The following is a 21912-nucleotide window of genomic DNA, read 5'->3' on the forward strand; positions in this document are numbered from 1 at the left end:
CTAGGATCGTTCTACTTATTTCAGGTGACCACTGACCCGATACCTTGACGCTGATTCTTGAATAACGTGTCATACACCTCATGTCGTCCAGCCAGCTCCAGATGAGTGCCCGTAGCAACGATCTCTCCCTGATCGAGCACAATAACTTGCTCGGCATCCTGAATAGCTGAATAACGGTGTGCGATTACAAGCACGGTCATATCTTCTGCGATCCCGCGGATCACCTCATTTATTTTCCGTTCCGAGTCATTATCCAGTGCAGATGTTGCTTCATCCAGAATCAGCATTCGGGGTCTTGTTAACAGCACCCTGGCAAGAGCCAAGCGTTGCTTCTGCCCTCCCGATAGCTTAATACTTGACTCACCCAGGATGGTATTATACTGGTCGGGCAACCCTTCAATGAAATCATCCAGTAAAGCCATACGACATACCTCTCGTACCTCTTCTTCTGTTGCCAGAGGCTGTACGAGTCTGAGATTATCCATGATGGACATACTGAACAAGGCATTCTCCTGCATAACGACCCCAATATGTTGATAAAGATATTCTGATCCCAAGTCACCAATGGGCTGTCCGTCAACAAGAATGGCCCCTTGCTGTGTTTCGTTCTGCCCCAGAATAAGTTTGATTAACGTGCTCTTCCCCGAACCACTTCTGCCTACGATAGCCGTATAATCACCGGGCTGGATGTTCAGATTAATCTCATGCAAGACATTACTTTGATTCTCCTGATAACGAAAGGAGACATCCCTGAATTCGAGATGCCCTTGGAACTCTGGCTGTAATGCGAGCTTTCTCTGTGGTGTAACCGGAAGTTCCAGCAATTCAACGATCCGTTCAATGGAAGGTGTCACATCATGGAGTTGAACATTGGAGGCATTAATCTCATTAATGTTGTTAATCATCTGTTGATAGTAGGTCAGAAAGACAAGCAATCCCCCGATCGTTAATTCCCCCTGAAAAATTAGCAAACCACCGATAAAATAAAGATTCATCTTATTAATAAAGTCATCCTGGAAGGTGTAATACAGCTCATTGGCGTAGGTGTACGCCAGATGCCGGAACTTGATTTTTCCAAATCTCTTCCAATATCCCACAAACTTAATGGATTCTTTGCGCTGCATATTCAGTGCCTTGATTTCCTTCCAGTGTCTGAAGCTGTTCGATATCCATGTCTCATATTCTCCGGTAGTCTGACGGAATTCGGAGACCAGCACTTTGGCCTTTTTGCCCAATCGGGAACTGATCACAAAGGAAATGGGAAGCATGATAAAACCCAGCAAAGCCATCTTCCAATTCAGCGACAACAGAATAACCGCATACGCCCCTACACTGATCCATTTGAATGTATAATCAATCAAATGCAAAAAGATAAAGTCTTTGACCAGTGTGACGTCTCCATCCAGCCTGTTCTTCAGATCTCCCGCACTATAGCGCTCATATAAAATCGGCTTCATGCGCACTAATCTTTTCCACATATTCAGTTGTAAATCCAACTTGGTCCGGCCTAATAACCGGTTACTGAACAGGGTTTGCAGCCCCAGAGCGGTTGTCTCCAAAGCAAATAAGCCCAGGTATCCGGCAAGGATATAGGGCAACATTCCAAGCTCCCGTCCAACCATGACATGATCAATGAGCAGCTTGTACAGATAAGGAATCATGAGGGCAATAGCGGTCAGGGCCAATTTCAGTGCACCCAGAATAAAGATTTGACGGTTCGCATTTTTGATAAACGGCTTAATCTGTTTAAACAGTGCATACCGGGAAGTTGACGGTGCCTTGGTCACGACATCAGTCCCTCCTTCCGGATGAAATCTTCTGCAAATAACTCACGGTAGTGCTCACTATTCTCCAGCAGATATCCATGTGTGCCTGTAGCTACAATGCGTCCCTCATGCACAACAGCAACCCGATCAGCATTCAGGATAGAGGATAAGCGATGGGCGATGACAATCGAAGCCCGATCCTTGCTCAATTGCTGCCAGGAACGCTGGACCGCTTGTTCAGCTTCATAGTCCAAAGCGGAAGTGGCTTCGTCGAATATAATCAATTTGGGTTGCTTTAGAAAAATTCGTGCAATAGACAGACGTTGCTTTTGTCCTCCAGAGAACTCCATTCCCCCTGCGCCAATAACGGTGTCCAGACCCTGAGGAAGCGAACGGATAAAGTCTCCAATAAAGGCCTGATCACATGCCTCCAACAAGTGGTCGTCATCCGCATGAGCGCTGCCAAGCATCAGGTTGTAACGAATGGTTTCGTTGAACAGTATGGCTTCCTGCTGCACGATCCCTACTCTCTTACGCAGTCGAGACAGAGCATAGTCATCTATATGCCTGCCGCCAATGCGAATCTGCCCTTCTTCCGGGGCATAGAAACCGAGCAGCATGTTCACAATCGTTGTTTTGCCCGAGCCACTTTTTCCTACAAGCGCAACGGATTCATGGGCACCGATCTCCAAGGTGAGACCGTTCAGCACATAGGGACCCTGTTCCTCATACCGAAACCTTACTTGCTCGAATGACGTCTCCCCATCTTCCATATCCACTTCCGAGTGACCACCGCTTCTTTCCGTCTCTTCATCCAGAAGTTCAAAGACTTTGCGTGACTGTACCGTCAGCTTGGGCAGATTCACAACCGCCTCGTAGATCATCATCATGGATTGATTATTCTTGGTCAGATACGACATAATGGCAACAAAGGCTCCTGCCGTAAGCTGTCCCTGAACAATAAGCACACCAGCAATGGCGTAGATAGACAGATCCGATAGCAAAAAAATAAATGCATTAGAGCGGGTCGACATCCATTTCATGACTTCTGTCTGATTGTCGAGACGAATCACATCTGCACTCTGTCCCGTAAACAGTGTAGTGACCCGTTTACCACTCCCCAACAAACGAATATCTCTCATGCCTTGAAGCATCTCCAGCATCCAGCTGACAAAATGCCCGTATTTCTCACGCAAAATCGTCTGCTGCTTGGTCATCTTACGATTAAAATACTGTGATACCCAGACCGAAACCGGAACTAACACCATCATGGCTAAGGCGATATACGGATTTAGATAAAACAAAAAAACAAACGATACCAGCAATTTCGTGAACGGAGCAGCCATCTGAAAAATGATTAACTCTATTAACTGCATGACAGAATCCGTGTCTCTTGTTAGACGTGTGACCAGATCACCGGTCTGGACTTTTTGAAAATAAGACGCTTTAAAATGAAGAATGCGATCAAATAAACTTTTTCGAATATCAAACAGAAATTTAACATTCAAATAAATCCAGATGGATTTAATGATCCAACTCAGAGCCCTTACACCTACATACAAAGCAATATAAGTCAAAATAACATAGCCGAAGAAATGAAGATTACGGTGATAGAACACTTCGTCGATCAAAATGGCAAAAATAAGCGGTCCAATCAGATCCACCACCACCATGATCAGCTCACAAAACAGCATGGTAATCAAGCTGATCCGGTAAGGTTTGGCGAATGTACGGATTCGTTTGCTCAGTGAAATATTCTCCATGCCATCCTCCTCTAGGATATCCAGCTCTCAAGTACGGTCTGGCTCTGGGACTGTACCTCCGTAACAATCGAGATCTCGGTTGTATGGGAGGACTTCATCCGCTCCCCCAGCTCTTCATTCCATACACCTTCGGCTGTAATACGAGTGGTAGCTGATGTGGGGTCTTGATTAACCTCAAGAATCTGCGCAGCATAACGTTTACCCTGTTCTTCTGTGTACCAGATCAAGGAGTCGCCTTTCTTAAATCCCGAATCAGGCTTTTCTGTAAATTCAGCTATAATGTGTACTTTGGTGTTCTCCCCTTGCAGAGATTCAGCCACTGCACTTGCACTGGCGGTCTCACTGCGCAGATAGGAGGTCGTATGGAATTGCATGGCTAGTGTCACTAATGCGGTTACGGTTAATCCAATAATAACAAGTGCCGCCACGGGTAATTGAATAGAAAGCCTGAACCAGATCTGTCCTATTCGTCTAGTCCGGCTCATGTTCCGAATCTCCTTCAATGAGACTGACCAGATAATCCCTGAAATCGGCAATCGTATCGGTTTGCACAAAGGTCAATCGGTCGTCGTCTATTTCAATGTCGAATTCTTTCTCCATCTCAACCACAATTTTAATGTAATCGAGCGAATTCGTCCCCAGTTCGCCCCAGGCTTGATCCATCTGAGTATCCGTTCCACACGCCATAACCTTGTCGATGACCTGTATTATTCGGGTCTCCAATGTCATGATTTCACTCATTCAGATCCTCCCCATCATGTGAGATTTAGCCAACTCATCGTAATACTCCCGTTCAAGCAAGCTTATATTCCTGTATATCTCCGGGAGTTTATGAAACGATGTTGGTTTATATGAAGAAGTAAGCACGTACTTGGCCAGAACTGCGCGAATATCACTCCACTCCATGACAATACGCTCACGAATATGTGTCAATCTGGAATCCGCACCCGTTAGATTGGCACAACGATACACCTCTGCCTTTTTGGCACTAATCAATTTATGAAGCGAAATGACCCAATCCTCAGCCATTGAAGACACCAGTTGTTGATCATGAACAACGGCCTCGAACTGCGGCACACTCTCCACCAGCCTTGCCAAACTGCTCTCCACCCGCTCCTGTTGCTCTTCCATGTGACTCACATAGATCTGCCAGTATGCCTCCAACTGCTCCTGACTGGAATCTCTTCGATGTATCACCGGATTATGCTTGTTGTAGAACGTATAGAAGGTGTTTACTTCCATATTAAAATGATCGATATAACCATGATAACTGTCCATCAGATCCTGGTAACTGACGGTTCGTTCTTCATATGACAAGTTATCATGATGCTTATGCTCCATCACGGTAAACGTCTGGTTGATCGGATCAACACCGTATACAAGCCAGGTATGTGGAATATGCTTTTTGAGATAGGTATCATTGCGTATGGATGTGTAATAGACGTCAACCCAGACAATAACCGGTCTGGCATTCAGTACAGCTCGACTGACATCCTGTATAATGTCCTCGCTGATTTTCACCATTTCATAGCCAATGCCCAGATCGTCCAGAATGTCCGTATCTTTGCGGCAGGAGAAGAAACCATTCACAAGAAATTGCTCATTGTCAGACCATAGATACTCGTCCACATGATGGATGAAGAACGGATGTATGCTTTTTTTCTGCTGCAATACAATCGGGAATAAAGAGTTATAGAAACATAATTTGAAGAAGACATCGTTAAAAGGATGGTATCCATCGGAATGGGCTCCCCATGAATGCTCCATGCCTATAGATGATGATAACGTCTTGTTAACCTGTACAACGTCAGATGCCTGCCCGTTATTTTCACTTTCATCTGAATCTGCAAGCCCGGGATTATCTTTCAGAACCGTTGCAAGCATCCTTATGGTCGGATTGTCATACAAAATGGAAGGCAGTACCCGAATACCGAGATTCTCCAGTTCGACCTCCATTCGAATCACAAGCAGGGAGTGCCCTCCAAGCTGAAAGAAGTCGTCGTCGATACCGATCCGTTCCATTTCCAGTAATGTACACCAGACATGTACCAGTTGGTGCTCCAGCTCACTCTCAGGCGGTGCATAGTTCATTCCAAAATGTAAAGACTGCTTCTGGTTCAATAACTCTCGTGTATCTATCTTCCCGTGGATCGTCCGCGGCATATGTGATATTTGAATGTATTTTGAAGGCAGCATATATTCGGGCAACAATGACATCAGATATTGGCGAACATCCATGACATACAGCTCCGTATCTGCCACGATATAAGCGGTTAGCACCTTTTCACCTTCGACTCCGATCGTCAGTACAACACATTCGCCAATCGGACCGTAACGGTTCAGATGTCGCTCAACTTCTGCCAATTCAATCCGATGACCTCTGATTTTAACCTGCTTGTCCATCCTTCCCAGAAACAACACGCGGCCTTCCGCTGTCCACATCCCCGTATCGCCTGTGCGGAACATCCGCTCTCCTTCAACAAACGGTGACTCGGCAAACTTCTGATCCGTCAATTCCGGCAATCCTACATATCCTCGGGATACCCCTTTGCCTGAAATACATATTTCTCCGGGTACGCCCACGGGTAACATTCGTCCATGCCAATCTCCAATATGTACGAAATAACCCTGAATGGGGCGACCTACCGGAATCGGATCAACAGTCTCTGATGACAGCTTCTCATAGAGCGCACATACCGTCGTCTCCGTGGGACCATACGTATTGTATACATTGGTATAGGTGAGCAGATGTCCAATGTCCGCCATCTTCAACACATCCCCACCGCTGATAAAGGTGCGAACACTCGCAAGATTGGGCATCCGGTTAAGCTCCCTCAGAATATGAGGTGTAGTACTGACAAGGGTGACCTTGTGTCGGTCCAGTAACTGCACCAGTCCGTGAATATCTAACAGTTGTTCCCGCTGAACCACAACAAGTGTTGCCCCCGCAGTTAATGCAGGAAACACTTCCTCCATATAAGTATCAAAGGTACTGGCGGCTTGTTGAAGCACCTTGTCTGTTGAATTTAGTTGAAACTCGGCTTGAAAAGCGTTCACGTATGCACTCAGATTTCGTTGCTCTACTCCGACCCCTTTGGGCTGACCCGTTGATCCGGAGGTGTATAGAATGTATGCTAGACCACTCATATCAGGTAAGGTACTTAAACCACTTCCATCTTCTGCTCCCCATGGGGCATCATCCAGCTTAATCATTTCTATGCCTGAGCCTGAGGGCATAGCCAATGTCATCTCCTCTAGAGCCTGTTGTACCTCCGTTTCCAACTTTCCCGTCAGGAAAATACGTGCATCCGATTCCATTAAAATATGACGTATACGCTCCAGGGGATATTCAGGATGAAGAGGAATATAGGTTCCGCCTGCCTTGAACACTGCCAGGATCGTAATGATTAATTCCACGGAACCTGCCATCATGACAAGCACTGGACTTTCGGCAGTCACTCCAGAGGCAAGCAAGAGACGGGCCAGTTGATTGGATTGCTCCTCCAGGGACTGATACGAAATTTGGCGATCTCCCTCTATAACCGCAGTCTGGTTGGGTATTCTGTTCACTTGTTCAAGAAATAAAGTACAGACAGAACGTTCCTCTGGCAGGGAAGAACGTGGACTTTTGTTCCAGCTTTCCATGATTTCATTCTCCTCTTCCGAAGAAAGGAGCCAACTTATGGATAAGGGTTGGTCTGGTAAGGCTGTTGTCTGTTCCAGCAATCGTATGTAGTGGGAACATAAACGCTCGGGTTGACTGGGTTCAAGAGGTATTGCACCATAACGGAGGGTCATGTGAAGTCGTTGGTCTACGCGATCAAACTCCAGTGAACAATGGGTTCCTTCATCCAGAACAGGCTCCTCATGAATTCCTTTCATATACAAAACCGTCTTCAACTCGCACTCCTCGGGAAGTCGTCCCAGCTTCTCTGCCATCTTATCGTAAGGAAAATGCCAGTACGTTCGGGCCGACATGACTTCAGCCTTGGTATCCAATACCAGTTGTCTGAACGATGCTGCCTCGTCTACTTTTCCACGAATCGCAAGCAAGTGAGAACTGCGAAAATCCTCGACTTGTTCTGGAGTTAGAGGCATACCCAACAACACATTCTGGTGTCCGTAATAACGATACAACAGATGTTGAAATCCCGATAAAAGCAATATATACAACGCCAGATTCGATCCCCCGCTCATGCGGATCAATCTTGCGGACAGTTCATCTGGAAAGGAAAAGGAAAGAACCTGTACGTTTGGTTCCCCAGTCTGGATCGAAGGTTGTAGAATTCCGTCAAACAAAGTTCCTATATGAATATCGCCATCTAGTTGTTCCTGCCAGTACGTTCGTTCTTCCTTAAATTTATCACTCGACATCATAACATTGAGTAGATGGATATCCATGATCTCACCCCGAATACATAGTAAACCGGCACAACAAGTGTTGATCTCACCTGTCATGCCGGTTGATTGGTGTACACGTACTTGTTATGCCGTAGGAACTTTATCGTCACTCCACAAATAATACTGTCCCGTCTCGTCCAGGATCTGGTGGAACCAGTCATCCCGCTCTTCCTGCTCTACTTGTTTGGTTTCGAATATGGTACCCAGCCATTCCAGAGACAATTTCATCTGCTCCGTAGTCGGTGCCCGATCCGCTGCCTCAAGTTCTTCTTGAAGCTGCTGGATTCGTTTATAAGGCTCAACGACTCCTTTTTGATATTGCTCCTGATCCCAATTCCGGTTCGGTGTGGCTACCGCCGCGGCCATACATTTGGTCACTACCGTTGGTCTCGGTCTGGATACAACAGCCTGATCCAGCAACTCCTTCAATGCTTTGCGGTCCTCTTTCTGTCCATAGGCAAAAGACTTCATGCCCAGCTTGTCCAGCTCCACCAGTCCGCTCAGGACATTCTTTGGTCCAAGTTCAATCGTCAGCGTGACACCATGCTTTTTGAGATATTGCATCGTCTGTGTCCACTTCACCGGCTGGGATAATTGCCTTTGGAGCAGTCCCTTAATTCGCTCAGCTTCGGTATACGGAGTAGCGGTCACATTAGATACGACGGGCCACTTGAATGGGTGGAAACGATAATTGGCAAGTTCTACCGCAAGCTGTTCACCGGCCGGCTCCATCAAACGGCTATGAAACGGCGCACTCATCATCAACGGGGTCGTCTGGGCATCTTGATCCAGCAAGAGGGATTCAACTTGTTCAATCGAATCCTGATGACCGGATATGGCATACTGACCTGAAGCATTGTAACAGGAGATCGCAGACCAGGCCGTATCGGTTGACACTTGCTCACAGGCTCTGCGGATCATACCCTCATCTGCACCATCAATGATGGTCATTCCCCCATCTGCTTCATCTGCGATGAGTTCGGTCAATTCGCCACGCCGCTTGGTGATCCGCACAGCATCACCAAATGTCATGGCACCGGAGCATGTTAGTGCTGCATATTCACCCAGGCTGTGACCCGCGCAGAACTGCGGGTTGATCCCGATCTCCTCCATGTAGACACGATAGGCAACAACACTTGCTGTCAGCAATGCCGGCTGCATATTGGAAGGTTTGTTCAGATCAAACAGGCTGCCTTCAAAACTCATTTTGGCCAGATCAAAGCCCAGAATATGATTAGCTTCTTCATACGTTTGTCTTGCAATCTCGTACTGATCATAGAAGTTTTTCATCATACCTATATATTGGGAACCTTGCCCTGGAAACAGAAATGCTATTTTTTCCATTGATTGAACACCTCGCCTCTTAGATTGGGTTTACGCGATAACTTCCATGGACACATACGCAGGCTGATCCTGAATCATGCTTAGATCACTCTCAAACAAATAAAAATCTCCGTTCTGCTCAATCTCACGGAATCCAGCAAATTTGTAAGTGATCATCATCGTACGATTGCGATCTGTTGATACAAACTCGGCCTGCAAACGGACGTTCGCTTCCTTAGCCATACGCATCACATGATGCAGCAGCAACGTACCTGCTCCTCTAGACATAACGCGACAGGAGACCAGTAGTAGTTTAAGCGTCCAAACTTCGTCATTTAATTCGAGCAGAGCCAGTCCGATTTTTCCATATGTGCCGTACTTGTCCTCCAATCCTGCAATCAGCAGTTTGTGACGTGGAGAGTACCGGAATTGATCGAGTTCCTCGTAAGAGTAGGTATAACCTGTGGCATTCAGTTGATGTGTTCTCACCGTCAGTTCCTCTGCACGCTGTAGATCCCCTTCCTTCACCTCGGAGATCGTGAAGATCATGCCAAGAGAGGCCAGGAATTCATCTTGAGTACCTTCAAATTCCTCCTCCTTCTCATTGCGAGCAATATCATTCATGTACATCTTTCTGCGTAAGGCAGAATCCTCGGTAATGAAACGTGGGTTCATCTCATCCATATCCGTTAATTCAAGGTAGGCCAGCGCATCGATACAGAGCACGTCGGGGTGAGTGAATAATACTTCCTCACGTTCGAAAGGCTGATCATCGATAAAGGCAATCGTGTCCATTCCGATATTGATGGACTCCACAATCGTTTTTACCGATCGGGATTTGGCATTCCAATTGATTTGTGGATAGATGAAATATTCACGCAAGCCGAATTCTTCCAATTTGGCCATTGCCAGTTCATGATCGTTACGGCTGGCAACCGATTGCAGAATGCCCCGTTCATCCAGTGTACGGATTACTTCTACAATATTTTCTTTCAGCGTGACCTCTTCATCCTCCAGCAAAATTCCGTTCCAAATGGTATGGTCCAAATCCCAGATCACACATTTAATTTTTTTCATGACAAAACAGCCTCCTCTTGTACGGATTCATGGGTACTCGCAGCGTATGAAGCAATAACCATCTCATGCATTTGTGTGGTGCCCTCAATAATCTCATTCACGCGGGCATCCCGATAGAAGCGCTCCACTGGATACTCCGCACTACAGCCCTTGGCTCCATGAATCTGTACCGCACGGTGCGCTACCTTGTTGACCATATCAGCCGCATAATATTTAGCCGTCCAGGTCTCCATAATGGAATCCGGGTCCATTACTTCTTTCAGATAACCGGATTGATAACATAAGAGCCTCGCTGCTCTCACATCCACAATGATTTCTGTCAGCATTTTCTGAATTAACTGATTTTCCTGCAAAAGAGTTCCGAACTGACGGCGGCTGCCTGCATAACTCAGTGAAGCATCCAGACAGGCTTGTCCCAGTCCAATACAGCCCCAAGCTACGGTGTAGCGACCATAATCCAAACAATGCAAGGCTACCATGGAAACACCGATACCTGGGCTCCCTACCATACGATCCGGGCCAACATAACAATGCTCCAGATGCAGTTCCGCGAGCATCGAGCCTTTAACCCCCAGCATTCCGTTGATCGGCTGCGTCTTCAATCCCGAATTATTCCGTTCCACCAAGAATGCGGTTGGTTTATCATTCACTTGGGCAAAGATGAGAAACAGGTCAGCAAGCTGACCCATCGTGATCCACTTTTTCTTCCCGTTCAGCTGATACCCATCTCCATCCAATTCGGCAATAGTCTCGATGCTTTTGGCATCACTGCCCACTCCCGGTTCGCTCAGTCCAAAGGCTCCAATGACTTCACCCGAGGCCAGTCGTGGCAACCAATAGGACCGCATATCTTCGGAACCAAACTTCTGAATGGCTATGGCTACCATACCGTGAACAGTAAGCAGACTCCGGACGGATGAACATCCTCTTCCGATCTCCTCATTCAGCACCCCAACCGATATCGGATCAAGCCCCATGCCTCCATACTCCCTAGGAATCATGGAACCCAGATAACCGGAGGATTTCAGCGAATCGATAACCTCTGGATGAAGCCGTTCCTCTCTATCGTGCAAGCCTGCGTATGGGACGATATATTGATTGGTAAATGATGCAGCATCCTGCTTGCATTGGAGCTGCTGTTCGCTCAATTCCATTTTCAACACGTTAACCTCCTTAGAATGGGACTGGATGAATGCAAACGGTACACTGGACTGTGGACCGAATCAGCTTCCTAAGAACTGACCATCTTGCTCTCAATAAGCTCAACGATGGCGTTAATGGACTTGAAGTTCTGCAAATCCAGATCTTTATTGTCGACACGAATGGAGAATTCCTTCTCCAGAAACATAACTAGTTGCATCGCAAACAACGAATTCACAAAACCAAGGGCAAAGATATCCTCGTCGTCCTGAAGCTCGTGCTTTTTGAAAAAACGACCCAGAAACTTGCGAACTCTACCTTTAACTTCTTCCATGTGTATTACTCCCTTTCCCTCATTAAAATGGTGTTTTGAATACGCAATAAAGCTTTTCATGCCATGAACGATTCATGCAGTTGATTAGTAACTATAGAAACCTTCCCCCGACTTTCTTCCAGTCTGTCCGGCGTGCACCATCTTTCTCAGTAAAGGACAGCAACGGAATTTCGGGTCCTGATAGCTCTCATACAGCACATCGAGCGAATCCACAACAGTATCCAAGCCGATTAAATCTGCTGTCTCCAGCGGTCCCATCGTGTGTCCATAACATTTCACAAAAATATCATCCACCTCACGTGCTGTAGCCACCTGATCCTGTAGAACAAAAGCAGCTTCATTCATAAACAGATGGGAAATCCGGTTCGAGACAAATCCGGGAAAGTCGTTAACCAGAATCGTCTCTTTACCGATGGATGACAATAGTTCAGTTACTTCTTCAATGGTACGATCCGAGGTGTGCATACCCTTGATCACTTCAACTGCTGATTTCAGGGGAACCGGATTCATAAAATGAGTACCAATGACCCGATCAGGCCGCTTGGTTAGTGCTGCAATTTTGGTAATGGAGATACACGAAGTGTTCACCAGAAATATGCATGCCTCATGACAGATCGGATCGATCAGGCTGTACACTTCCTTTTTGATGTCCCACTGTTCATTCACATTTTCAACGATAATATCAGCTTCACGAAGCATCTCCAGTTCCGTCGTCATATGGATGCGCTCCATGATGATCTCCGGGTCTTCCAGTCCCTCTACTTTCTTGAATAACCTCAGCATCCGGATATTGTTATAGATCTCTTCTCCAGCGCTCTCCAGCACTTCATCCTTGATATCCACCAAGACAACCTCATGACCTGTCTGTGCAAAACTCTGGGCTACACCGCGGCCCATCACGCCTGCTCCAATTACCCCGATCTTCTTCATTGTCCCTGTTCCTCCTGTTTGTGGGGGAGAGGCTATGCTCTCCCTGATCAGAAATTAAAATCAAGATCTTCTGAGGCCGTATCGTAAGAAACCAGCATATGCTTGCTGCTTTCCAGTTCAATCTCGCCGAGTTTTTGTTCCGGATGAAGCAATAACTGTTGCAGCAGCTCTACATAATCGTTAAGCATTTTCTCCGCCGTTTCCCGCTTGAAGAGCTTGGTACGATACTCCAGATTAAATCGCAGCTTGTCATGCTTCTCGATGATTTCGAGATACACGTCATAACGACTTTCCGCAGCTCCAAACTCATATGGAGTCGTAGTGAATTTGCCCACAGTAACGTCCACTGTACCTACATTCTGAAGGGCAAACATCGCATCGAATAAAGGATTACGGTGTCTGTCTCTGTTCAAGTTAAGCTTCCGCACCAGGTCTTCAAACTGAAATTGTTGATTCTCATAAGACCTCAAGGCGCCTTCCCTAACTTCAGCCAGCAGCTCCAGGAACGTTTTCCCGGATTGTGGCTTGGTACGAATCGTGATGATGTTAATAAAAACACCAACGACATCCTCCAGATCGGCGTGAGATCTGCCCGCAATGGGAGAGCCCACAACGATATCCTCCTGATCTGCATATTTGGCCAGTAAAACGTTATATGCTGCAAGCAGCAGCATAAACAAGGTTGTTCCTGTCTTCGCAGCCATACGTTCCAGATCCATAGTCAAGGTTTCATTGCCGATAAACACGACCTGATCTCCTTCGAATTCATTAGCCAAAGGACGAGGATAATCGGTAGGCAATTTGAGCTGTGGAATGGAATCCTGATACAGGTTCAACCAATACTCTTCCTGTTTGAGCAGAGCACCAGAGGAGAGCAAGGCATTATGCCACACGGCATAATCTTTGTACTGAATGGTGAGTGGTTGCAGTTCACGCCCTTCGTACAGATCAATGATTTCCTGCATAATGATGTCCATGGACATGCCATCTGTGATGATATGATGCATATCAAAAAATACGGCGTGTACACGATCTGCAAGCTTAACCACTTCAAAACGGAATAATGGTGCCTGATCCAACTCAAAAGGTTTCACAAAACCAAGGAGCTTCTCGGTCAGTTGTTCCCGGGTACACTCTGAATAACCCACGTTGAAGTCGACCTGATCCCATAACTTCTGATAAGGAATACCGTCCAGAATCTCAAACGAAGTCCGGAAGGATTCATGACGTTGAATCAGCTTGCGAATGATCTGTTCAAATGCCCCATGCTCAAAGTCCCCTTCCATGATGGAGGCTCTTGGTATGTTTGCATTGGTGTTTTGACCCTCCAGTCGGTCCAGAACGACGAATCTCTTCTGTGCAGAAGAGACTGGGTAATACGGTTGGTTCTCCACGCGAGTCAGAGCAGGCAGTGCTCCCACAGAATCTTCACCTATGGAAAGACCGTAAGACTCCTCCAGATAGGCAGCCGATTCCGCAATGGTTGGATACATCAGGATCTCTGCTGTATTCACGAGAATCGACAACTCTTTTGTGAGACCATTGGCGATCTTGAGACCCAGAATGGAGTCTCCACCCAACTCATAGAAATCATCATAAATACTGAGTTCATTGACCCCAAGCGATTTACTCCATAGTCGGCCTAAGGCGCTCTCAATGACGGAATAAACTTCGTCCATCCTGCCCAGCAACTTCATCTCGCCTGATGATTCATGTGAACGACTTGAATCTCCCTTACGTCCTGTCTCAATGGCCTCGCTAATATCGGAAGAAAACAGCATGAGCGGCATATCATCAGAGACATGCTGATAAATCCCTTCCCGGTTGAGTTCCCCGATCAGAACCTGGGTTATATCCTTGCGCATGGCTTCTTGCAGCCCTTGGATGCCTCGGGCTGTTGTGATCGCCTTGAATCCTCCATCTGAATTGGCATGAAAATCCCGGGCCATGCCGGTCTCTTTCCATGCTGTCCAATTCACCGCAAGGGTGGACAAACCTGCTTGCCTGCGATGAGCTGCGAACGAATCCATATAGGCATTGGCAGCGGTATAGTCCCCTTGTCCAGGTTCACTAAAGAACGTGGTAGCTGTGGAGAACATGACAAAGAAGTCCGGTTGATCCGCCCGTGTCAGCTGATCCAGACTCCATGTTCCCAGCACTTTAGGCCGCATCACGCGTTCAAAGGCTTCACGGTCTTTATTCATCAGGAAACCTTCGCCAGCCACACCAGCGCCGTGGATAATACCAGACACCAGACCATGTTGCTGTCTGATTTTGCTGAGCACCGAAGCAAGCTGAATGGGGTCAGCAATATCTACGCTGTATAGATGTACTTCTGTGCCCTGAGCTTCCATCTCTTTGATCCGTTGAATCTGAGCGGTTAACTTCGTTTCCTCACCTGAGGACAGCACCTCTTCCCATGTTGCCCGTTCTGGAAACGGTGAGCGGTTCATCAATACAAGTTTGATTTTCTCCGGCGCTAAAGATAGTGCACTCGCCGTCTCCATTCCAATTCCGCCTGTCCCTCCAGTAATGAGATACACACCGCCTTCACGCATGTGTATCGGTCGTTCCGGCAGCAAGGACATCGGGATTTCGCCCAACTCCTGAACATATCGCCGCCCCTTCCGGTACGCAGCAAGATATAACGTGTCCGGGTCGCGAATTTCCTGTAGCCATTGCTCCATCGGTGTCTCGGCATCAATATCAATGCTTCGGCAACGGAATTGATTCATCTCATGACAGATGGTCTTGCCAAGCCCAACCATGGGTGCGTGTTCTGGACGAATGTACAGCTCACTGCCCGTAACGCTTTGTGTACAAGATGTCACCAGTACCAAGTCGACCGGACGTTTGAAATGAACCCTGGACATCGCTTTGGACAAATAAAACAGACTGTACACGCCACGATCAAGCGATTCTTCCAATTCCCCTACAGTACCTTCATCCGCATCCTGATCCAGTGCAAAGAAATGAAGAAGCTGCGAGATTTTATAAGGCTCTACCGCTCGGATTAACCGTTCATAATCTTCTTCACATGATCGAATGGTAAATTCGGCATTGGCTTGATTGGTGTAGGACTCTCCGCGGTAAACCTTGATCACAAGCCGGCCTTCCGCTTCCAGTTTCCCAGCTACGGATGAGGCTGTGCCATTTCTATCCATTAACATTACAACCGGTTCTGTACTGCCACCCTGTTGACCAATCGATATTCGATTCATTTCTTTCCACATAGCGGCATAGTGCAGAGGAGCCGGGACCTCTTCTATCGAGACCTCACGCAGCTGTGGACGTTCGGGAATGTTAATCCAGCAGCGCTTCCGTTCCAGCGGATACGCGGGCAAGCTGACTTTACGAGGGTGTTCACCTGCGTACAGTTCTTCCCAGTCCGCATCTGCTCCCTGTACATACAGATGGGCGATCTGCTTTAACAAATACTCCGACTCGCGTCCATCCTGTACAAAGCTCTGGATCGCTGAACGCATTAATTGGCTCAGACCCATTTTTTCCGATTCGGTCATTTCACCAGCAGCCTTATCCTTCTTGCTCTTGGGAACAGTCCGATGTTCACCGAACTCTACACCTAGTTGTGCAATGGATTGAAACGGTTTGTTCTCCAACTGTCTAAGCGTGTTCAGCAGCCCTTCCGTATCCCGCCCCATAAGTGACAACCGGAACGGGTAATGCCCTCGTCCCGTGCTTGCTGTACTGCAAATATCTGCGAGTGCATATTGCTCGTTCCGTTCAAGCAGGCGAACATAGTCGGCAACCAGCCGCTGAAGTGCCTCTTCGGATCGGGCAGACAATACCAGCAAATGAGGACGTGCTGTTACTGGTGCAGATACGGGTATTGTCACCGGGGGTTCTTCCAGAATGACATGGCAATTCGTACCACTAATACCGAACGCACTGACACCACAGCGACGCGGTCCGTCCTTCACTTTCCACGGTCGTAATCGTGTATTCACATATACAGGCGATGCATGAAAATCAATATTCCGGTTCGGACGATTGAAATGAAGATTCGGCGGAATCACACCATGTCTGACAGCCAGTGCAGCTTTGATCAGACTGATCATGCCTGCTGCCTCAGAGGTATGACCCAGATTGGTTTTAATGGAACCGACCGCGCAGAATTGGCGTCTGTCCGTGAATTGTCGGAACGCATTTTGGATGCCTTTGATTTCAATCGGGTCACCCAGTGCGGTTCCCGTGCCATGCGTTTCCATGTAAGTAATGGTCTCGGGATGAATACCCGCCTGTTTCCAGGCCTTGGTGATGACTTCCTGTTGAGCCGCTGGATTGGGAGCCGTAATACCGGCTGAACTGCCATCCTGATTCATCGCAGTGCCTTTGAGAACGGCGTATACCTGATCCCCATCCCTCAAGGCATGATCCAGCCTTTTTAGCATCACTACCCCGATGCCCTCACCAAGTCCAGCACCATCGGAATCATCATCGAATGCCCGGGTCTTTCCATCACCGGACTCCAGTCCCTGGAGCATGTTTTCATTCTTTTTGGTGATCGGCATGGTTGAGATTTTGATTCCACCGACTGCGGCCATGCTACACTCTCCACTTAACAGGGCACGCGAAGCAATGTGCACCGCTGTGAGAGACGAAGAACAGGCCGTATCTACCAACATGCTTGGCCCTTTCAAATTCAACAAATACGATATGCGGGCCGGAATGATCGATGGTGTGTTACCCACCACAGCATCCGGCAGAGCACCCAAATCCGTCTCATATATGAATCGTGAATACATATCGACTGTGTTGGTTGAATAACCCAAATAGACACCGGTATCTGACCCGGCCAATTTCCCGCCGCCATAACCCGAATCTTCAATGGCCCTCCACACCGTCTCCAGGAAGAGACGTTGATTCGGATCTGTCAGACTGGCTTCCTTAGGTGATAATTTGAAAAATGAATAATCGAATAAGTCAATGTCTTCAATAAAAGCTCCCGCTTTGGAATCCAGTTCCGGGAGATCCAGCCTTGTATTTTGCAAATACCAGTCCAGATCCTGTTGTCTTCGTTCCGGGAGAGGACGGATATGATCTACCTTGCCTTGAATATGCTCCCAGAATTCGGATACATCAGTTGTGGAAGCTACATTCAGAGCCATCCCTACGATGGCTAAATCTCCTGACAAAGGTCCAGGCACAGTTTGTCCTGGACGCTGCTGATCTTGGGAACCTGCCTCTGCTTGCTCCGCAACATGCGTGGATTCCTGTTTTTCGCTGGTCGCATATGCATCATCTATATCACTCAATACAGGATTAGCGTCTTCTTCCGATTCACCATGTTCTTTGAAAATATATTCAGCCAGCTTATGGATCGTAGAAAATTCAAACAAGTCCGTCACGGCAAGAACACCAGAGTACCTCTTGGAGAGCCCCGCGTGAATTTTCAGCAGCAGAATGGAATCCGCACCCAACTCAAAGAAATTCTCATAGATATCGATTTCATCAAATCCAAGAACTTCTTTGCATACGCTGGCGACATGGCGTTCGGTAGCCGTATATCCGCCCCCGCTCTTGCCTGATAATTTCACTTCACCATTTGAAGTGCTGCCAGCCTTCTTGGTCGACCTCGTTTTGGAAGCAGCGCTTTGCAGATATTCGGCCACTTTGCCGCTGAGTTCTGTTGACAACCGAACCTGCATTTTATCCAGCAAGCGAACGCCGCCTCCACTGAAGTTCAGTTGCCCGATCAGCACCCTGCGGATCGAAGAGTTCATCGCCTGTGCCAAACCCTGTATCGCCTGTGCCGTAAGGACCGTTTTGAAGATGGTGTCTGCGGTAAAACCGGCATCCACCGACATGCCCGTCTCTTTCCATGTGGTCCAATTCACGGTGAGCGTGCGTTTTCCTCTTAAGGTACGTTCATCAGCAAAGGCATCCAGGTAGGCATTGGCTGCCACATAGTCTGCTTGCGTTACACCACTGAACATCGTGGCTACAGAAGAGTACATTACAAAGAAATCCAGATCATCACTGCGGGTCAGTTCATCCAGATTCCAGGTACCATATATTTTGGATGCCAGCACTTCGCTGAATCGTTCTTCACTCCGATCCAACAGAAGCTGATCTCCTCCGACACCCGCCCCATGAATAATTCCATGAATGGCCCCATAACGTGTACGCATATCCCGAATCACCATATCCATGGCTTCCCAGTCAGCTACATCCGCACTGTACCAAGACACTTCTGAACCTTTAGCCTCCAGCTCCGTAACGGCTGTAATGAATCGCCGAAGCTTGGCTTGACCGGGCTGGTTCATCAAGTTCTCCCAATGTATACGATCCGGTATCGGGGTCCGATTGATCAGAGCCAGGCGCACAGGTGCTTTGGAAGCCAGGAAACGCGCAGTTTCCAGACCAATACCACCGCCACCCCCAGTAATCAGATATACGCCCTGATGGCGTACAGATAATGGGGCATCCTCAGCAACCTGCACACGCGTAAATTCTTCAACATAACGTTGTCCACCACGGTACGCGACCAGATAATCCCCCTGACCTTCTGTCTCCAGCGCTTCCTCCACCCAGTCATCTGTGGCGGTGTCTGCATCTACGTCTATGGAGCGGAAAGAGATGGATGGATGCTCACGGCTCAATACCTTGCTTAGACTCAGGAATGGCGCATGTTCCGGCCGCTGAGCGGATTCGTCTCCCGTAATATTGTGGGCGTTCAATGCAATCAGTGTAATACCAGCAATCTCGGCAAAATCACTTCTCATCAGAGCACGCACTAAATAATACACACTGTACACACCTTGGCGCTGGCTGTTCTGCAATTCATTCAGACTGTGAATACCCGATTGCGGGGTATCCAAAGAACAGCCAACATGAATGATGTGATCCACCGACTTGTCCCGAAGGCTTGCGAAGAGACGGTCGTAATCCGCTTCCTCGTCACCAAGCGTATACCGATTGTCGCTCACATGTGCATAAGCAGAGCCCACTACAGCCCGGATTATATTCACGCCCGTGCGCTCAAGCACACGAGCTACAGAATCATCTGCACCAGGCTTGCCTGCAATCAGCAATACCGTTCCCGGTAAAACGGAGATCCCGCTGCCCGAACGTTTCCGTTCAGCAACTCTCCATTGCATCGTATAATGAAAATATTCTGTCTGTTGAACAGGCACTGCTGCACCTCTATCGATACGACTCGAAACCAGATCCTCGGGCAGATCAATCCAGCAGCGATGGGATTCAAAAGGATACACGGGCAGGCTGACCCGACGCACACCGGTACCTTTGTACAGTTCCACCCAGTCTACGTCTGCCCCTTGTACGTATAACGAACCAAGTTCGGACACGCCAGCCTCATCAGTCCACTCGGAGAGGGTAACCTCTTGCGTAAGCTCCTGTACCCGTCGATCAAGCTTCTTCCGTGACGCTTCCGTCATATCACTTGGCTCAAGCTGTGATTTACTGGCAGGAACGATTTTGTGCTCCCCGAAGCTAAACCAAGACTCAGGCTCATTCCACGTTTCCGCCAAGGATAGGACTTGCAGTTTCAGTCCCAGATCCGCGAGACTCTCTGCTAATACAGCCAATCGGAAGTTGTAGTGTCCTCTGCCGACACTCGCGGTATAACACAGATCCTGCAGATGACATGCAGGCGGTTTTTCCTGCATTAATCGGCTATATGTGGCGACCAGTTCCCGCAGAGCTGGCTCAGACTTGGCGGACAACACAACCAGACCTTCCTTCGCATAAGAAGAGTCAACATCTGTAGCAACCGGGGCTTCTTCCAGCACCAGATGACAGTTCGTTCCGCTAAAACCGAAACTGCTTACTGCACAGCGCATCGGAGATCCTTTTGCTTCCCATTTACGAAGTCTTGTGTTTACATACACGGGTGATGTCTTGAAGTCGATCTGTGCATTGGGTCTGTCAAAATGAAGAGATGGCGGGATTTCACGGTTTTTGATAACCAGTGCCGCCTTGATCAGACTGACCAGACCTGCCGCTTCATAGGGGTGACCAATATTCGATTTCACGGTACCGATCGGACAAAATTGCTTTTTATCCGTATACTTCTGGAAAGCAAGCTCTAAGCCTTCAAGTTCCAACGGATCTCCCAGCTTCGTACCCGTTCCGTGTGTCTCAATGTAAGACAGGGTCTCCGGGTGAATTCCGGCCTGATCCCACGCTCTTGATATCACATCGGCCTGGGCCTCCGGGTTGGGAGCGGTGATCCCAATAGAAGCTCCGTCCTGATTGATGGCGCTGCCTTTAATAACCGCATAGATCTGGTCCTTGTCCCTGAGCGCTTTGCTCAACGGTTTCAGTAATACCGTAGCAACCCCTTCGCTGATTCCAGCCCCATCCGATGAATGGTCAAAGGCTCTTGTTCGTCCATCCGATGCTTCAAGCCCCCCACGGTAATATTCCGTATCCAGTGGCATCAGGTTCACACGTAATCCACCGGCAAGTGCCATATCACAATCGCCATTCCGAATGGATTGGCAGGCGAGATGCACGGCAACCAATGAGGATGAACAGGCCGTGTCCACCACCATTGAAGGCCCCTTCAGATCCAGAAGGTACGAAATTCGTGCAGGCATCATGGCGGCAATATTGCCGACGGCTGCATCGGAAGTTAATTGAATATCGATGTCCTGAATCATTCGCAGATAGCTGTCCTTAATGTTGCTGGCGAATCCCAGATATACGCCTGTACGGCTGCCAGCCAGACTTTTCCCACCATATCCTGCATCTTCGAGGGCACTCCAGGCTGTTCGTAGAAACAGTCTTTGAAAAGGGTCCATCAGCGCCGCATCCCGCGGCGGAATCCGAAATAATTTGTAATCAAATTGGTCAATGTCTTTCAGATAAGAACCATCACTGTATTTGATGTCCTCTCCATATCCTGCATATTGGAGATATGCATCAATATTTTGACGACGAGAGTCCGGAAAATTAGCAATGGAATCACAGCGATCACGGATGTTGTCCCAAAACTCGCCAATATTGTCCGCGGACGGAAGCATGGCCGATATGCCAACAATGGCGATTCCCTCAGAGTCGTTCCGCCTACCCTCCGATTTCAATCCTTTGAGCAGCTGGCCAGCAACCTGCTTGTCAATTTTGCCCGCGGCTGCATTCTCAATAATCATTCTCAGCATTTGGCTTGTTTGGTTCATCGGGTTCTCCTTCC

The 21912-nt window shown here is 48.0% G+C and carries 11 protein-coding genes; all 11 read right to left on the reverse strand.

Annotated features, from left to right (window positions below; genetic code table 11):
* Positions 1 to 20: 20 nt before the first annotated feature.
* The 11 genes from MHI48_RS26540 to MHI48_RS26590 all read right to left on the reverse strand — a co-directional run bounded on the left by MHI48_RS26540 (position 21) and on the right by MHI48_RS26590 (position 21898).
* Positions 21 to 1787, reverse strand: coding sequence for an ABC transporter ATP-binding protein (locus MHI48_RS26540; RefSeq protein ID WP_051449548.1), 1767 nt, complete (start codon positions 1785 to 1787; stop codon positions 21 to 23).
* On the reverse strand, positions 1784 to 3529 hold the full coding sequence (locus MHI48_RS26545; protein WP_036668111.1) for an ABC transporter ATP-binding protein: 1746 nt from the start codon (positions 3527 to 3529) through the stop codon (positions 1784 to 1786). Before MHI48_RS26545 ends, MHI48_RS26540 begins: the two co-directional genes overlap by 4 nt.
* Before the next feature lie 11 nt (positions 3530 to 3540).
* Complete coding sequence (locus tag MHI48_RS26550; RefSeq protein ID WP_036668112.1) at positions 3541 to 4014, reverse strand: hypothetical protein; 474 nt, start codon at positions 4012 to 4014, stop codon at positions 3541 to 3543.
* Positions 4001 to 4270 carry a phosphopantetheine-binding protein gene (locus tag MHI48_RS26555; protein WP_051449549.1) on the reverse strand — a complete coding sequence of 90 codons (270 nt, stop codon included), beginning with the start codon at positions 4268 to 4270 and terminating at the stop codon, positions 4001 to 4003. The genes MHI48_RS26550 and MHI48_RS26555 overlap by 14 nt, the downstream gene beginning before the upstream one ends.
* Positions 4271 to 7906 carry a non-ribosomal peptide synthetase gene (locus MHI48_RS26560; protein ID WP_218641004.1) on the reverse strand — a complete coding sequence of 1212 codons (3636 nt, stop codon included), beginning with the start codon at positions 7904 to 7906 and terminating at the stop codon, positions 4271 to 4273.
* Positions 7907 to 8014: 108 nt separating this feature from the next.
* Positions 8015 to 9274 carry an ACP S-malonyltransferase gene (gene fabD / locus MHI48_RS26565; RefSeq protein ID WP_036668114.1) on the reverse strand — a complete coding sequence of 420 codons (1260 nt, stop codon included), beginning with the start codon at positions 9272 to 9274 and terminating at the stop codon, positions 8015 to 8017.
* A gap of 30 nt (positions 9275 to 9304) precedes the next feature.
* Positions 9305 to 10330, reverse strand: coding sequence for an HAD family hydrolase (locus MHI48_RS26570; RefSeq protein WP_076328853.1), 1026 nt, complete (start codon positions 10328 to 10330; stop codon positions 9305 to 9307).
* Entirely contained in the window at positions 10327 to 11484 is a 1158-nt protein-coding gene (locus MHI48_RS26575; protein ID WP_235193722.1) for an acyl-CoA dehydrogenase family protein, read from the reverse strand. Before MHI48_RS26575 ends, MHI48_RS26570 begins: the two co-directional genes overlap by 4 nt.
* Before the next feature lie 77 nt (positions 11485 to 11561).
* The gene (locus MHI48_RS26580) at positions 11562 to 11804 is read right to left on the reverse strand and encodes an acyl carrier protein (protein WP_036668118.1); all 243 of its coding nucleotides are present in this window, start codon (positions 11802 to 11804) and stop codon (positions 11562 to 11564) included.
* An 84-nt stretch (positions 11805 to 11888) separates the two neighbouring features.
* The gene (locus tag MHI48_RS26585) at positions 11889 to 12734 is read right to left on the reverse strand and encodes a 3-hydroxyacyl-CoA dehydrogenase family protein (protein WP_036668119.1); all 846 of its coding nucleotides are present in this window, start codon (positions 12732 to 12734) and stop codon (positions 11889 to 11891) included.
* Between the two features lie 47 nt (positions 12735 to 12781).
* Positions 12782 to 21898 carry an SDR family NAD(P)-dependent oxidoreductase gene (locus tag MHI48_RS26590; protein WP_076328852.1) on the reverse strand — a complete coding sequence of 3039 codons (9117 nt, stop codon included), beginning with the start codon at positions 21896 to 21898 and terminating at the stop codon, positions 12782 to 12784.
* Between the last annotated feature and the right edge of the window lie 14 nt (positions 21899 to 21912).

The organism is Paenibacillus sp. FSL H7-0942, from assembly GCF_045040715.1.
Classification (GTDB): Bacteria; Bacillota; Bacilli; order Paenibacillales; family Paenibacillaceae; genus Paenibacillus; species Paenibacillus amylolyticus.